15 protein-coding genes and 1 pseudogene are annotated in these 14,218 nt (G+C 69.6%); 6 read left to right on the top strand and 10 right to left on the bottom strand.

Features of this window, described 5'->3' with window-relative positions; genetic code table 11:
* Positions 1-125: 125 nt before the first annotated feature.
* A complete protein-coding gene (locus ACTWQN_RS19325; RefSeq protein WP_443204896.1) occupies positions 126-479 on the bottom strand; it encodes a YciI family protein in 354 nt (117 codons plus the stop codon).
* On the opposite strand from ACTWQN_RS19325, the pseudogene cutA reads away from it, so the two are divergent.
* A pseudogene (gene cutA, locus ACTWQN_RS19320) lies at positions 442-947 on the top strand (divalent-cation tolerance protein CutA). The gene ACTWQN_RS19325 and the pseudogene cutA overlap by 38 nt on opposite strands.
* A 76-nt stretch (positions 948-1,023) precedes the next feature.
* The gene (locus ACTWQN_RS19315) at positions 1,024-1,383 is read left to right on the top strand and encodes a DUF3817 domain-containing protein (protein WP_443204895.1); all 360 of its coding nucleotides are present in this window, start codon (positions 1,024-1,026) and stop codon (positions 1,381-1,383) included.
* A 3-nt stretch (positions 1,384-1,386) separates the two neighbouring features.
* Here the strand turns inward: ACTWQN_RS19315 and ACTWQN_RS19310 are convergent, their stop codons facing one another.
* Entirely contained in the window at positions 1,387-1,887 is a 501-nt protein-coding gene (locus ACTWQN_RS19310) for a MarR family winged helix-turn-helix transcriptional regulator (protein ID WP_443204894.1), read from the bottom strand.
* A gap of 141 nt (positions 1,888-2,028) precedes the next feature.
* Between ACTWQN_RS19310 and ACTWQN_RS19305 the strand changes: the two genes are divergently transcribed.
* Positions 2,029-2,334, top strand: coding sequence for an MTH1187 family thiamine-binding protein (locus ACTWQN_RS19305; protein ID WP_443204893.1), 306 nt, complete (start codon positions 2,029-2,031; stop codon positions 2,332-2,334).
* An 87-nt stretch (positions 2,335-2,421) separates the two neighbouring features.
* On the opposite strand, the gene ACTWQN_RS19300 is transcribed toward ACTWQN_RS19305, so the two are convergent.
* Positions 2,422-2,682, bottom strand: a complete 261-nt coding sequence (locus tag ACTWQN_RS19300) for a hypothetical protein (RefSeq protein WP_443204892.1) — start codon at positions 2,680-2,682, stop codon at positions 2,422-2,424.
* Between the two features lie 340 nt (positions 2,683-3,022).
* Between ACTWQN_RS19300 and ACTWQN_RS19295 the strand changes: the two genes are divergently transcribed.
* The gene (locus tag ACTWQN_RS19295; RefSeq protein WP_443204942.1) at positions 3,023-3,943 is read left to right on the top strand and encodes a tetratricopeptide repeat protein; all 921 of its coding nucleotides are present in this window, start codon (positions 3,023-3,025) and stop codon (positions 3,941-3,943) included.
* A gap of 111 nt (positions 3,944-4,054) precedes the next feature.
* On the opposite strand, the gene ACTWQN_RS19290 is transcribed toward ACTWQN_RS19295, so the two are convergent.
* On the bottom strand, positions 4,055-4,774 hold the full coding sequence (locus ACTWQN_RS19290; RefSeq protein ID WP_443204891.1) for a tyrosine-protein phosphatase: 720 nt from the start codon (positions 4,772-4,774) through the stop codon (positions 4,055-4,057).
* 76 nt (positions 4,775-4,850) lie between these two features.
* Positions 4,851-5,840: an amidohydrolase family protein gene (locus tag ACTWQN_RS19285; protein WP_443204890.1), complete on the bottom strand. Its 990-nt coding sequence runs from the start codon at positions 5,838-5,840 to the stop codon at positions 4,851-4,853.
* A gap of 60 nt (positions 5,841-5,900) precedes the next feature.
* Here ACTWQN_RS19285 and ACTWQN_RS19280 point away from each other — a divergent pair, with 60 nt between their 5' ends.
* Positions 5,901-6,314: a MarR family winged helix-turn-helix transcriptional regulator gene (locus tag ACTWQN_RS19280; RefSeq protein ID WP_443204889.1), complete on the top strand. Its 414-nt coding sequence runs from the start codon at positions 5,901-5,903 to the stop codon at positions 6,312-6,314.
* Between the two features lie 53 nt (positions 6,315-6,367).
* Here ACTWQN_RS19280 and ACTWQN_RS19275 read toward each other — a convergent pair whose 3' ends face one another.
* From ACTWQN_RS19275 to ACTWQN_RS19265, 3 genes are all read right to left on the bottom strand, one after another.
* Positions 6,368-7,780, bottom strand: a complete 1,413-nt coding sequence (locus ACTWQN_RS19275) for a neutral zinc metallopeptidase (protein WP_443204888.1) — start codon at positions 7,778-7,780, stop codon at positions 6,368-6,370.
* A gap of 160 nt (positions 7,781-7,940) precedes the next feature.
* Positions 7,941-8,339: a hypothetical protein gene (locus ACTWQN_RS19270; RefSeq protein ID WP_443204887.1), complete on the bottom strand. Its 399-nt coding sequence runs from the start codon at positions 8,337-8,339 to the stop codon at positions 7,941-7,943.
* Between the two features lie 19 nt (positions 8,340-8,358).
* Positions 8,359-9,525 (bottom strand): neutral zinc metallopeptidase, encoded by a 1,167-nt coding sequence (locus tag ACTWQN_RS19265; protein ID WP_443204886.1) that lies wholly within the window; start codon positions 9,523-9,525, stop codon positions 8,359-8,361.
* Positions 9,526-9,722: 197 nt separating this feature from the next.
* On the opposite strand from ACTWQN_RS19265, the gene glgP reads away from it, so the two are divergent.
* Entirely contained in the window at positions 9,723-12,272 is a 2,550-nt protein-coding gene (glgP, locus tag ACTWQN_RS19260; RefSeq protein WP_443204885.1) for an alpha-glucan family phosphorylase, read from the top strand.
* Positions 12,273-12,480: 208 nt separating this feature from the next.
* Here glgP and ACTWQN_RS19255 read toward each other — a convergent pair whose 3' ends face one another.
* Together ACTWQN_RS19255 and ACTWQN_RS19250 are read right to left on the bottom strand one after the other, a co-directional pair.
* Positions 12,481-13,314: a class I SAM-dependent methyltransferase gene (locus tag ACTWQN_RS19255; protein WP_443204884.1), complete on the bottom strand. Its 834-nt coding sequence runs from the start codon at positions 13,312-13,314 to the stop codon at positions 12,481-12,483.
* Positions 13,311-14,204 (bottom strand): NAD(P)/FAD-dependent oxidoreductase, encoded by an 894-nt coding sequence (locus ACTWQN_RS19250; RefSeq protein WP_443204883.1) that lies wholly within the window; start codon positions 14,202-14,204, stop codon positions 13,311-13,313. The genes ACTWQN_RS19255 and ACTWQN_RS19250 overlap by 4 nt, the downstream gene beginning before the upstream one ends.
* Positions 14,205-14,218: the final 14 nt, after the last annotated feature.

Genomic DNA, 14,218 nt, shown 5'->3' with positions numbered 1-14,218 from the left:
GGCCGAGGTGGGCTAACACCACCACCGGCCGCCCGGGCTACCTACCGGGCCGCGAGGTTCGTTCAGCCGAGGTCGTAGTTGACCGCGCCATGCTACGAGCCGAGCGGTGCCACTGGAAGATCTGATCAGCCACGCACGCGAGAGGCATCGGCACCGACGAGTTCGGCCAGGGCCAGGTGCACTCGGCCCGGATCGATCGTCGTGATCACGTACTCGCCGACGCCACGCACGACGAACGGGTCCTGAGCAACGATCTTCTCGACCTGAGCGCGGTCAACGCCCCGAGCCAGGATCGCACCCCCGAGCTCCGAGGGAATTGTCTGACCCGAGAGCACGAAAGTGCCGTCGCCGTGGTGCTGCTCCAGAAACTCGACGTGGGCCGCGACGAACGGTGCCGCTTCCTGCTCGGAGGCCGTGTACCGCAGCAACAACAGATGCAGCATGTCGTCCCTCACGTTCCTCGACTCCGGCACGCACATCCTGGCACCCGCTCCAGCCCGGATGCGGAGCAAGGGAACCTTCCTGTCACCACCGGGGCGGCAAAGCCGCAGCATGGGAACCTTCCTGTCATCCCAACGGCGCTGGGTGAGAGGAAGGGAACCTTGCTGTCATTCCTGGCCCCGGCTGGGGTGGGCTGGGCGCATGGCTGATCAGGTGCAGGTCGTGACGGCCGCCGACTCCGAGGAGTTGGCGGCCGAGTTGGCCCGCGGTGTCGTCGAGGTCCGGTTGGGGGCGTGCGTGCAGGTCGTGCCGATCCGCAGCTTCTTCGTGTGGCGGACGACACCGAGTGGCAGCTGCAGGTCAAGACCTCGACGGCGTGGCTGGCCGCACTGGTCGAGCATCTCAAGGCCAACCACGGCTACGACCGACCGGAGATCATCGCCACTCCGATCATCGGCGGCAACCCCGCTTGCCCGTCCTGGGGCGACGACCAGACCCGCCCGTAACGGACCGATATCGGTGTGACCGGCGACACCCGGCACACTCGCAGGGGAGTGCCGCTGAAACGGAAGTGGGTTTGACGTGCCGCGTACGTGTGCCGGTTGGTTCCGGTTGGTGGCGATCGCCGAGGCGTTCTCGTGGGCCGGTCTGCTGGTGGCGATGGCGTTCAAGTACGGCCTGCACCAGCCGCTGGGTGTGACGATCATGGGTTGGATCCACGGGCTGGTCTTCACCGCCTACGTGGTGACCAGCCTGGTGGTGTTCAGCCCGCTGCGCTGGCGGTTCCGGGTGCTGGTCCTGGCGTTGGTCGCGTCGGTCCCCCCGTTGGCGTCGGTGTGGTTCGAGCGTTGGGCGAACCGGCGCGGACTGTTGGTCGAGCCGGATTCGGACGAGCCGACGTTCTGGGGCCGCGTCCGGTACGTGCTGCGCGAGTTGAATTGACGCTCAGAAGTCGCCAGCCGCGTGCCGCACTTTGCCGAGCAGTTCGGTCAGCTGTTGGGTCTGCCGCTCGGTGATGCCGCGCAGCCCGAAGTCGATGTCGGTGACCGACTCGGTGGCTTTCTTCATCAGGTCGCGGCCGTCGTCGGTGATTTCCACCAGGGTGGTGCGGCGGTCCGTGGGGTGCGGCATGCGCCGCACCAGGCCGTCCTGCTCCAGTCGATCGACGATGTTGGTGACGCTGGTCGGGTGCAGCTGAAGCCGGTCGCCCATGACGCGCATCGGGAGGCTGCCGCGCCGCGAGAAGGTCAGCAGCACCAGCGCCTCGTACCGGGCGAACGTCAGGTTGTGCGGTCGCAGCGCGTTGTCGACCGCGGACTGCAGGATCTGCTGCACCCGCATCACGCTCGTCACCGCGGCCATGGTCGTGGACGGGCCTACCCGGTCGGCCCAGATCTCGGCCGCGCGCGCGATGGGATCGAAGGGCAGTGGACTTCGGGTGCTCATGGTGTTCGACGCTAGCAGCGGTTACCCGGCCAGTTGATGGCTGTGGTGCCACGACGCATGAAATCGGCGACAGTGGTGCCGTGCCGAGCATGATCGCAACGACCGGCGGACGAGGCCGGACTGGAACTTCGAGGAGCAGACGTGTTGGTGGCGTTCAGCGTGGCCCCGAGCGGTGCCGGGGACAGCGACAGCGTGAGCGAAGCGGTGGCGGCGGCGGTGAAGGTGGTGCGGGAGTCCGGTCTGCCGCACGAGACGACATCGATGTTCACCACCATCGAAGGGGAGTGGGATGAGGTGATGGACGTGGTGAAACGCGCCACGGAGGCGGTGTCGGCGCACGCCCCGCGCACCAGCCTGGTGCTCAAAGCGGACATTCGGCCTGGTTACACCAATCAACTGCACGAGAAGGTGCGTCGGGTGGAGGAGCACCTGCGGGAGACCTCTTGACCGGTGACCCGCGCTGGTGAACACGGCGAAAAGGTGTGGGGTGGCGTCGACGTCGAAGCCACCCCACACCCGTTAACGCGCGTGCCGTCAGCTGTCGGCCTTCGGGTGATCCACGATCGGCGCGTTGACGCATTCGTTGGCCTGCGGCGACAGGATCGGCACGACGATGCCGATCAGGGCGCCGACGTTGTTGCCGCACAGCTGCACCGGGATGGCGCTGACGTTGTTGTCGTCAAGCAGGTTGACGCCGTCGTTGTCGGCGCTGTCCGCGAATGCGGTGGTGCCGAGGGTCATGACGCCGAGAGCGGCGGCACCGGCGACACCGGCAACACGGGTTGCAATACGCACTGTTCTGTACCTCTCGTCGAACTACTGGCTGAAGGTCCTCTAATCGGAGGCCCCGCAGACCCGTGAGAAAACAACCGTCCCTCGCGGGCTCTGTTCCCCCTTCGGTGATCAAGGCCGCCGAACCTGAGGGGGCAACCCGCAATGCCACCTGTTCGAGTGGCATTAGTTCACTTTTTCGAATTGATCTTGAGAGGTTTCGGCGTGTCGTTCCCGGCCTCCCCTGGGGCACGCTGAGCGCGAACATCCGCCGCCCTGCCACCACCCGGCTCGTGGGACGTGTCAGGATGGTGGTGTGACGAGGCCGGATCCACGCCAGAACGCAGCAGCGATGTCCGCCGCGATGGCGGGCGCAGTCGACCTGTCGGCCCTGAAGAACCGGGCTGAGGCCACCGCTCGGGCGGCCAATCAGGCAGCCACCAACGGCGACGGCGGTGCCGCGTCGGCGAATTCGCCGATCGTGGAGGTCACCGAGGCCACCTTCCAGGCCGAGGTGGTCGAGAAGTCCATGCAGGTGCCGGTGGTCATCGACCTGTGGGCGACCTGGTGCGGACCGTGCAAGCAGCTTTCGCCGGTGCTCGAACGCCTCGCCACGGAAGGCAACGGCGCCTGGGTGCTGGCCAAGATCGACGTCGACGCGAACCCGCGGATCGCGCAGTTGTTCCAGGTGCAGTCGGTGCCCACGGTGATCGCGGTCGCTGGTGGGCAGCCGGTGGATGCCTTCGCGGGTGCGCAGCCGGAGCCGCAGATCCGGCAGTGGATCGACTCGCTGCTGGGCGCCCTGCGCGACCAGATGCCCGGAATCCGGGCTGCCGAGCAGCAGCAGGGTGCCGAGCCGGCCGCCGAGGAGCCCGAGGACCTGCGGTTCAGTGCGGCCGAGGAGGCCTTGGAGCGCGGCGACTACCCGACCGCCGAAGCCGCTTACCAGAAGATCCTCGACAGCGAGCCGAACAACGAGCAAGCGAAGGCCGCGCTCGCGCAGGTCCGCTTCACCGCGCGGGCCGAGCAGGCCGATCCGGCGGCGATCGAGCGGGCCGACGCGACACCCGAGGACATCGACGCGCAGCTCGCCGCCGCCGATGCCGAAGTGGCCGTCGGTCGCGTCGAGGCCGGTTTCGACCGGCTGGTTCGCGCGATCAAGCGCACCTCGGGCGATGATCGGGACCGGATTCGGCGGCACCTGATCGAGATGTTCGAGGTCTTCCCCGACGGCGACGAGCGGGTCGGCGCGGCCCGCCGGGCGTTGGCCAGCGCACTGTTCTGACGCGGCGCGCGCGGATCGGCGTGGTGCTGCGGGTCGCGAGCGGCCGCGCCGGTGGGAACCGGCCTTTTCGCTCACGAGCACGTGCTGCCCAGCGCCGACCCGCACGCCTGCTCAGGCGAGCAGCCGGTTGCGCAGCGCGGTCAGGTCCGCATCGGTGACACCGCTGGCGCGCAGGTATGCCGCAATGTCGCGCGAGGTCACCGCGGTGTGGATGAGTTCGTGCGCGGTGGTGCCTCGTTCAGCGATGATCTGCGCGATCTTCGGTGCGTCATCCGGCAGGCCCAGCCGCTCGTAGAGCGGTGCGAGGCGGGTGTGGCTGAGGGCGTGGTCCTCGGCGATGTCCGCCGGGCTGACACCGAGTACGGCCAGCAGGACCAGCACGATCAGGCCGGTGCGGTCGCGTCCGCCGCCGCAGTGCACCAGGACACCACCCGGCTCGGCCCGTGCGATCGCGGTGACCACGGCCGCGGTGCGCTGCGGGAACCGGTCCAGGAAAGCCTGGTAGTACAGCGGGGTGCAGGAAATGCCGCCGCCCCACCGCGCCCAGAACTCGGTGTCGGAGTGGTCGTCCAGCGGCAGGTGGGTGGTGGTCAATTCGGCCGGGCGGGGTGCGGTGTCCGGTTCTCGTTCGTCGTCCCCGGTGAGGTCGATGATCGTGCGGATGCCGTGTTGCCGTAGCGCCGACCAACCGGCTGCGGTGAGGGCGGCGGGGTCGTCGCAGCGAACCACCGCGCCCCAACGGATTTTCCGGTCGGTTCCCGCCACCCGGAGGCCACCGAGATCGCGTGCGTTGTGGCAACCGTCCCAGTCGAGATGTCGTTCGATGTCCATGGCCGTGGGACGTCCATGGGCGGTTCGGGTTGTCTGGTGCCGCGACTGGCCAATCCTCGAACGGCGGTGCGGGAGTTCATGCCAGTCCGGGTAGCAGTGCGTGCGCGTTGCCGTGCAGGACCTGCGCGAGGAGTTCGGGACGGGCCGCGAAGTGGTTGTCGACGTTGTTGGTGTACCAGCTGGCCATTTCCGGGCTCACCGCTGGGAAGTCGGTGCCGAAGAGGATCCGGTTTGGTGGCACGAAATTCTCCAGCGCGACCAGGTTGGTCTCGAAACCCGACAGCGCCGTCTCGAAGTAGAACGTGCGGAAGTCGGCGACGATCTCCTCGGGGGTGAGCTCGCAGCCCAGGTAGTGCGACAGCACGGCGACCCGGGCGGCGAGCACCGGTGTGCTGCCGCCGGAGTGCGACAGGATGATCCGCACGTTCGGGTACTGCCGTTTCCGGCCGCTGGTGACGAGGTCCGCGGCGGCTTTGTAGGTTTCGTTGGGCACCTCGCTCACCGGTGTGGGCAGGAACCTGTTCGGCATCCGGTTGCGCCCTGGGGTCTGCTCGCCGTGGAGGAAGACGAGCGTGCCGCGCCGGTTGAGTTCGGCCCAGAGCGGCTCGAAGATGTCGTCGCCCAGCGAGTGGGCTTGCTCGCCGGTGCCGTAGACGTTCGTAAACGTGACGCCGTCGGCGTCCAGTTCGTCGAGCGCGTAGGTCAGTTCGTCGAGCGCGGCGTCGATGTCCGTGGGTGTCGGGAGATGCGCGAAGAAGCCGAACCGGCCGGGGTGGTCGTCGACTGCCTGGCGGGCGAGCGCGTTGACGTCGCGGGCGAATGTTCGGCGTTGCTGCGCGGGCAGATTCCGGTCCAGGTCGTTGGGCAGCGAGAGGATCGCGGTCTTGATGCCGAGGCCGTCCATGAACGCGAGGCTGGTTTCGGGCGTCCAGCGCATCGCGCCGATGGGGAAGCGCCAGCCGGTTTCCGCGGCGAGCGTGCGCTGCAGGGATTCGGACAGCTCGCCGCTGGGGAAGATGTGGTGGTGGAAGTCGACTCGCGCCGGGCCAGGCGTGCTCGCGGTCATGTCCTCCAGTGAAGCAAATAATTGACATCTGTCAATAGTTGCCCTTGGTAGGCTGCTCGGGTGAGTGATCCGGCCCCGGAGCTGCGGCTCCTCGACGCCCTCTTCCGACTCAGCAAGTCTGTGCTGGCCGACGCGCGAACGCACGTCGCGGCCGCCGCGGACCTCGATCTCGCCGATTTCCTGGCGCTGCGCACCGTCGAGCTGGGGGTCGACACCCCAGGCGGGCTGGTGGCCGACCTCGGCCTCAACCCGGCCGTCGTGAGTCGTGCGCTGACCAAGCTCGCCAAGGCCGGTCTCGTCGAGCGGCGCATCGACCCCGACGACTCCCGGCGATCCCGCCTCGCGCTCACCGCGCAGGGTGCGCGCACCACCGCCGCGATCGCCGCGCGCGTCCGGCCGGGCCTGGCCCAACGCCTCCAGCGCCTCGACCCGGACCGACGTCAAACCCTCGTCGAGGCGCTCGAAGCACTCTGAAGGCCTGTCGTGAGCGCGGAAGCTCGGTCCAACCGCACGACGGTGCGGTCAGCTCACGCGCCGTATTTGGTGCTGCACGGGGCGAATCCCTCCTGGACGCCGACCCGGAAGGCCTCCACCCGAGCGAACCCCACGGGCACCTGGTCGCCGTTGACGTTCGCCGCGATCAGGCTGTTCTCACCGAGCAGCGCGGACACTCCCTCGTCGATGTCCTCCGGCACGATGCGCAGATTGCCGACCGGGTTGCGCTGCCCGAGCGGATCCTCGACCAGCAGGCCACTCCACGAACCGACCATGCACGCGGTGCGCAGCCCAGCGGCTTCGTCGTCCAGCGGCAGGCCCGCCGCCTTCTGCACCGACAGCGCGTATCTGGACGCGACCTGGGCGTAGGCGGCGAAATCGCCATAACCGGCGGAGTTCGCGTCCTTGCTCGGCGGATTCGCGATCTTCTGCAGCTCCGCGAGATCCAGCGAGACGGTGTTCGTGTCCGCGCAGTACGAAGCTGGTGCGGTGGACTGCTGTCGGCCGCACTGCGTCGGCTGCGTGACGATCCTCGGCGGCTCGGCGCCGGTGTCGCGGAAGACCGCCCGCAGGCTCTGCTCCACCGCGTCGAGGCTGGTCTGATCGATCGGCAGGTCGGTGTCCTGCTGCGCCTTCCAGGACTTGAACAGCGTGGTGCGCTCCTCGACGTCCTTGAGGTCCATCTCGGCGCACCGCTGCGGGCCGTCGCTGAAGCCGTACTGGAACGCCGTGACCCGGTCGAACGCGCTGCCATGCGCGTTGCTGCCGCCGTAGTCGGAGGTTCCCGGTGCGTCGCGGATGAAGTTCAGCACGCCCATGACCTGGTTGAGGCCCTGGCCGGTGGAAACCTGGAAGTACGGCGAGGAACCCTCGGCGACGTACCGGAAATACGCGCCGGTGAAGCAGTCGGCCTGCTGCTCCAGCACGATCACCTGGTCGTTCATGCTGGCCGTGCCCGCGCGGTGCTGCACCGCGTGCCCCATCTCGTGCGCGAGGACCGTCACCACGGCCATCGGCCCGAAACTGTTGCTGAGTTCCGGAAGCAGCGTGCCGCGATCCCAGGCGATGAAGTCTTCCGGTGGGCAGTAGAAGGCGTTGACCACACCCGCGGTGTTCGAGCCGCACAACTGGATGCCGGGGCCCGCCGAGTCGTAGGAGACCAGGCGCTTGACCGGATCGAACTGCTTGCCGGGGAACGCCTTCGGGAAGGTCTCCGTCCAGTAGGCCTCGACATCGGCGACCGCGTTGCGCGCGAGCTTGTCCATCGGACCGTTGTCCGTGCCCTCCACCGGCAGCGGCGAATCCGGTGCGCCGTCCTTCGGGCCGCTCGGGCCGTTGGTGGCGGGCAGCCCGGCCACATCCGTGGTCGAGTAGCCACCGAGCGTCGTGGGCGTGCCGCTGATCGCCTGCGAACACCCGCCGATCAGGGCGGCGCACGCGAGCACGGAGATCGCGGTGCCGAGGATCCGCTTCCGCCGTCGGTTTCTCGTCGATACCGATACCACTGACGCGCCCCATCCTGCTGAAGGTGCCCAAGTCCTCCTGCCACCGGTCGGCCTTGAGCCGTCCGATGCGCGAACCAGCCTATCGGGTCACTGATCAGCCTCACGGGCGATCTCGACGGATGCTCGCGCCGCCTGATGACAGGAAGGTTCCCTTGCTCGCACCGGGCGGTGGCGTGGTGGCAGGAAGGTTCCCTTGCTCTCCCGAACTCGCAGGTCGGGTGCGCAGGGCGGTGGCCGCGAGGAGCAGGGCGATGGCGGCGAAGGTCGCGCCGATGACGAACGCGAGGCGGTAACCGCTGGTGATCGCCGAGACCGGTGGTTCGCCGGTGGTCAGCAGCACATTGGTGTGCGCCGTCGCCAGGGAGCTGAGGATGGCGAGGCCGATGCGGCGCACCCCGGCCTCTGGGGCGAGCACGCGGACCGCCAGCAGCACGGCCCCGATCCCGATGGGCACGTTGACGATGAAGATCCAGTGCCAGCCGACCGTCTGGGTCAGCACGCCACCGGCGCGGATCGGCTCACGCGCCGCAGGCGGTGGCGCCGCCGAGAGCTCCGGTCCGAAACGCCGCGATCCGGTCGAATCCGGTCAGCGAGCTGGTGCCGTGCGCGTCGCGGGAGATGTCGTCGGATACGAGGACGATCTCGACGGCCTCGTCGAGATCCCCCGGCGAAAGTGCGGGTTGCGCGGCGGTGAAAGCACCGGTGAGGCAGCTGATCTGCACGCTGCTGGCGGGTCGGCCGAGTTCGGTGAGGGCGGCCAGCGCGTACCGCGAGGCGAGCAGGGTGGTGACGGCTTGATCACCGATGCCGCGGTGCGGTTCGGCGAGTGCCGCGCGGTCGACGACAACCGTCGGGGGCGGTGCGCAGAACGCCACCGGGCCGGTCGATTCGGGACAGCCGGGCGTGGAGCGGCGGATCGGCGCGGTCCACCGCCCGCCGCGCCGCGCGACGAAAGCGGCGAAGTAGCCGGACACGTCGTCGGCGCTCAGCACCGCATCCAGCGGCAGGTTGGGATCATCGGGCACCGGCGCGGCCAGCGCGGCTTCGGTCACGTCCGCGCAGCGTCGCGGACCGTCGAGAAAACCTCGCTGGAAGGCCGAGACGCGGTCGAAAGCGGTGCCGTGCGCATCGGTGCCGCTGCTGCCGACCGGGTCCCGGAACACGGTGATCGCCCGCATCGCGCCATCCAGCTGCTCGGGGTCGATGCGCAGGTGCTGGGAATGGCCGTCGACCACCCAGCGGATGAACGATCCCGCGTAGCAGTCGGCCATCTCTTCCAGCCGGGTCGAATCCTGCTGCTCGCCGAGGTTCATTCCGGCGCGCTGCTGCACCGCGTGCCCGAACTCGTGCGCGAGCACCACCACGACCGATGCGTCGCCGTAGTGCTCGCGCAGCACCGGTAGCAGCGCCGCGCGGTCCCAGGCGATGGCATCGACCGTGCCGCAGTAGTACGCGTTGCCTTCCAGGTCCTGCACATCGGCCGCACAAGGCGGTGGGCTGCCGGTGCCGGTGGTGTCGACCGAGAAGAACCCGCCGTCGAGATCCCGCCAAGGCGCACCGAACACCGCCGGGTACTGCCCCGCCCAGTACTGCTGCACGTCGGTGACGACCGTCGCCGCGAGCCGATCGGTGTCGCTGTGGTCGGTGCCGTGCACGAAGGACGGGTCGACGCTGTGATCAACCACACGGGGATCAACCACACGGGGATCAACCACACGGGGCGGCCCGGGCGGTGCCGGGGTGCAAGCGCTGATGATCAGCCCGACCACCATCGCGACCAGTCCGAGCGCGCGCACGCCGCCCAGCTTCCCATCAACGGGTCGGTGCTGCGGTCCTGGCGCTCCCGCACACGCCGGATCGGTCCGAGATATGGTCCGCTGCTGTGAGAGCCGTCCACCGCTTCACCGTGCGCGCCCACCTGCCCGAGCCGTTGAGCGCGCTCGGCACGCTGGCGACCAACCTCCGCTGGGCCTGGCACCCGCCGACCCAGGACCTGTTCGCGGCGGTCGACCCGCGGGTGTGGTCGACGGTGGGCGGGGATCCGCTGCGGCTGCTCGCCGAGGTGCCCGCCGAACGGTTGCGGCAACTGGCCGCTGACCAGGACTTCCTGGCGCGCACCAGGGCCGTTGACGACGACCTGCGCCGTTACCGGACCATGCCGCGCTGGTACCAGCAGCGGCAGGACGAGGGCGGCGAACTGCCCACCTCGATCGCCTACTTCTCGATGGAGTTCGGCCTCACCGAGGCCCTGCCGAACTATTCCGGCGGCCTCGGGGTGCTGGCCGGGGATCACCTGAAATCGGCTTCCGACCTCGGTGTGCCGATGATCGGGGTGGGGCTGCTGTACCGGTCCGGGTACTTCCGGCAGGCGTTGTCCACCGAGGGTTGGCAGGTCGAGCACTACCCGGTGGTGGATCCGCGCGGCCTGCCGCTGGAGATGCTGACCGAGCCGTCGGGGCGGCCGATCCTGGTGCGGGTCGCGATGCCCGCCGGGCGCACCCTGCACGCCCGGCTCTGGAAGGCGCAGGTCGGGCGAGTTCCGCTGCTGCTGCTGGACAGCGACCTGCCGGAGAACGACGACGACCTGCGCAGCACCACCGACCGGCTCTACGGCGGCGACGGGGAGCACCGGATCCGCCAGGAGATCCTCGCCGGGATCGGCGGCATGCGAGCGGTTCGCGCCTACTGCGAGCTGACCGGCCACCCGCAGCCCGAGGTGTTCCACACCAACGAGGGGCATGCCGGTTTCCTGGGGTTGGAGCGGGCCCGCGAGTTGCAGCACGATCCGGGGTTGCAGTTCGACCAGGCGGTGGCGGCGGTGCGCGCCGGGACGGTGTTCACCACGCACACCCCGGTTCCGGCCGGGATCGACCGCTTCCCGGTGGACCTGGTGCGGCACTACTTCGGTGACGGTCGTGAGCAGGCCCTGCTGCCCGGGATTCCCACGGATCGGGTGCTGGCGCTCGGAGCCGAGGACAACCCGGGCATGTTCAACATGGCCCACATGGGGTTGCGGCTCGCGCAGCGCGCCAACGGTGTTTCCGGGCTGCACGGCAACGTCATCCGCAAGATGTTCCGCAACCTGTGGCCGGGTTTCGGCACCGAGGAGATCCCGATCCGGGCGGTCACCAACGGGGTGCACGGGCCGACCTGGTCGGCGCGGGAACTCGGCAAACTGCTCGGGGAGTCCGAAATGGACAGCGGAGCGGGGCTGCGCGGCATGGAGCCGGTCAGCGACTCGCTGCTGTGGGAACTGCGCTGTTCGCTGCGGCAACGGCTGGTCGACGAGGTGCGCCGCAGGCTGCGGATCGCGTGGTTGCAGCGCGGCGCGTCGGATCTGGAACTCGGTTGGTGCGACTCGGTTTTCGATCCGGACGTGCTGACCATCGGATTCGCCCGTCGAGTCCCGACCTACAAGCGCGCGACGCTGATGTTGCGCGACACCGACCGGCTGCGGGAACTGCTGCTCGACGCCGATCGACCGGTGCAGATCGTGGTCGCCGGCAAGTCGCATCCGGCCGATGAGGGCGGCAAGGCGATGATCCAGAAGATCGTGCGGTTCGCCGACCAGGCCGATGTGCGCCACCGCATCGTGTTCCTGCCCGACTACGACATGTCGCTGGCCAGGTACCTGGTGTCGGGTTGCGACGTGTGGCTGAACAATCCGGTGCGGCCGTTGGAGGCGTGCGGGACCTCGGGGATGAAGGCGGCGCTCAACGGCGGCCTGAACCTGTCGGTGCGGGACGGCTGGTGGGACGAGATGTTCGACGGCCACAACGGCTGGGCGATTCCCAACGCCGACGGGGTCAACGACCCGAACCGGCGCGACGACCTGGAAGCCGCGGCGCTGTACGAGCTGATCTCCGAGCACGTGGCCCCGATGTACTACGAGCGCAACACCGACGGGGTGCCGGGCAAGTGGATGTCGATGGTGCGGCACACCTTGGCCACGCTGGGCCCCCGCGTGCAGGCGTCGCGGATGGTGCGCGAATACGTCGACAACCACTACACACCGGCCGCGCGGTCGGTGCGGGCGGTCACCGCGGACGGTTACCGCGGCGCGCGGGAGATCGCCGAGTACCGCGCCCGCTTGCAGGCGGCGTGGACGTGGGTGCGGATCAGCGACACCGAGATGTCCGTCGCCGACGGCACTCCGCTGCTCGGTGGGCAGGTGGCGGTGCGGGCGCGGGTCGACCTGGCCGGGCTCGATCCGTCCGATGTGGACGTCGAGGTGGTGGTGGGGCGCGTCGACGATTCCGATGTGCTGCACGACTTCGTCACCGCGTCGATGCATCCGGCCGAAGGCGGTCGCTACGAGGCGGAGGTGACCCTGCCGCACGCCGGGCCCGCCGGTTACACCGTCCGGGTCCTGCCCAGGCATCCGCTGCTGTCCGGCCCCGCAGAACTCGGCAAGGTCGTCCTCGCCAGCTGACCGCCACCGGCCCGTGAACGGTCGACACGCTCGGAGAACCGCCCTGCCGGAAGGCAGTGCGGCAGCCGTCCACGCAGCACGCCGTGGCGGTGCCCCGTCCACGGAGCGGAGCTCGTGAGCGATGGCCGATTTCGCGAAACCGGCGCCTCCCACGGGAACGGCGGGCGATTCCCGCGAAATCGCCCGCCGTCAAGTCCCGCGCACGGGATCAGCGCTCGGGTCGACTGCCGAAGTGCACGGTCTTCGCGGCCAGCAGGAACAGGTCCGCGCGCCGGTCGACACCCGCCGGGTCGGCGGGGTCGAGCAGCCGGTCCAGCGTCGCCACGTCCTCGGCGTCCAGCAGTTCACCGAGCATCGCGCGCTGTCGCTCCAGCGTTTGCCGCACCGACCGCCTCGGCCCCTCGGCCAGGGGTGCGGGGTGGTCCACGAGGAAGGTCCTGCTGCGCGCCTCGGTGAGTCCGGCGGCGCGCAGCATGCCGGGCCAGTCCTCGACCACCGACACCGAACCCGGCAGCTCCGCCCGCATCCGGTTGAACCGGTCCGCCAGCACCGCATCCACCCGGGCCTGCAGTCCGGGACGCCCGAAACCGAGGTCACCTGGCAGCCAGCGGGCCGGTAGACCGCCCTCGACGACGGCCAGCACGCCGCCGGGTTCGAGCAGCCCGGCCAGCTGGTCCAGCGCGCCCTGCTGATCGCCGACGTGGTGCACGACCTGCCCGGACCACACCAGATCCGCGCGCCCCAGATCGGCGAGTCCCGCCGGGAACTCGGCCAGCCGGGTACGCAGCCGGACACCGAGCCGGTCGGCCCGCTGCTCGGCGCGGGCCAGCAGTTCCGGTGTGCCGTCCACCGCGGTGACCTCGGCCTGCGGGAAGACCGCCGCCAACCGGCAGGCCGCCACTCCCGGCCCGCTGCCGATGTCCAGGATCCGCCGTGGAGTCAGGTGCTCCAGCTCCTCCAGAGCCTGGCGCACGTAGGGGCTGTGCGCTTCGCCTTCGAGTTCCAGCATGTCGGCCATCGCGGCCCAGTCGACGTCGTTCATCGCACCTGCTCCAGCATTTCTTCCTCGATCAGATCCATGTTCACCGCGATCGCCGCCTTCGCCCCGGCCGCCGCCGCGGTCACCACCTGGGTGGCGAAATCCACCACGTTGCCGACCGCCCACACACCCGGCTCGCTGGTCAGCCCACTCGGGTCCACCCGGACCCAGCCGGTGTCGTCGAGTTGGCAGCCCAGACCGGTGAGCAGCGCGTCATTGGGCGTGGGCCGGGCGGGCACGAACAGCGCGGACCGCGCCACGACGGTCCCGTCGGCCAGTCGCACACCGCGCAGCTCGTCGTTCTCGACCACCAGACCGCTGACCGAGCCGTCGATGATCCGCACACCGCGGGCGGCCAGCTTGGCGCGCCCCGCTTCGTCGAGTTCCTCGGCGAAGAACACCACGTCGTCCGACCACTGCCGCACCAGCAGCGCCTGGTGCACGGCCCCGGACCGCCAGCCGAGCACACCGAGCGGCCGGTCGCGGACCTCCCAGCCGTGGCAGTACGGGCAGTGCAGCACGTCCCGCGCCCAGCGTTCCCGCAGGCCAGGCACATCGGGCAGGTCGTCGCGCAGGCCGGTCGCCACGATCACCCGACGAGCCCGCACCGCGCCGTCGGCGAGCTCGGCCTCGAAGCCGCCGCCGTCCCGCCGCAGCACGCGCACTTCGCCCGCGACGATGCGCCCGCCGTACCGCTGGACCTCCGACCGGCCAGTGGCCAGCAGTTGCGCCGGTGGTGTGCCGTCCCGGGAGATGAACCCGTGCACCTCGTGCGCGGGAGCGTTGCGCGGCTTGCCGGAGTCGACCACCAGCACTCGGCGGCGGGCCCTGGACAGCACTAGTGCGGTGCTCAGACCGCCAGCGCCACCCCCGATGACCAATACGTCTTCCATGGGTTGAACACCTC

Source organism: Saccharopolyspora antiqui (assembly GCF_052246905.1).
In the GTDB taxonomy this organism is placed as follows: Bacteria; Actinomycetota; Actinomycetes; order Mycobacteriales; family Pseudonocardiaceae; genus Saccharopolyspora.
Note: the sequence above shows the minus strand (reverse complement) of the source record. Positions and strands in the feature narration are given on the sequence as shown.

Excerpts from the sequence above, each read along its gene's own strand:
- ACTWQN_RS19250 (WP_443204883.1), bottom strand. The coding sequence starts at position 14,204 with ATGGAAGACGTATTGGTCATCGGGGGTGGCGCTGGCGGTCTGAGCACC.
- ACTWQN_RS19285 (WP_443204890.1), bottom strand. The coding sequence starts at position 5,840 with ATGACCGCGAGCACGCCTGGCCCGGCGCGAGTCGACTTCCACCACCAC.
- ACTWQN_RS19310 (WP_443204894.1), bottom strand. The coding sequence starts at position 1,887 with ATGAGCACCCGAAGTCCACTGCCCTTCGATCCCATCGCGCGCGCGGCC.
- ACTWQN_RS19290 (WP_443204891.1), bottom strand. The coding sequence starts at position 4,774 with ATGGACATCGAACGACATCTCGACTGGGACGGTTGCCACAACGCACGC.
- ACTWQN_RS19325 (WP_443204896.1), bottom strand. The coding sequence starts at position 479 with ATGTGCGTGCCGGAGTCGAGGAACGTGAGGGACGACATGCTGCATCTG.
- ACTWQN_RS19255 (WP_443204884.1), bottom strand. The coding sequence starts at position 13,314 with ATGAACGACGTCGACTGGGCCGCGATGGCCGACATGCTGGAACTCGAA.
- ACTWQN_RS19295 (WP_443204942.1), top strand. The coding sequence starts at position 3,023 with ATGGCGGGCGCAGTCGACCTGTCGGCCCTGAAGAACCGGGCTGAGGCC.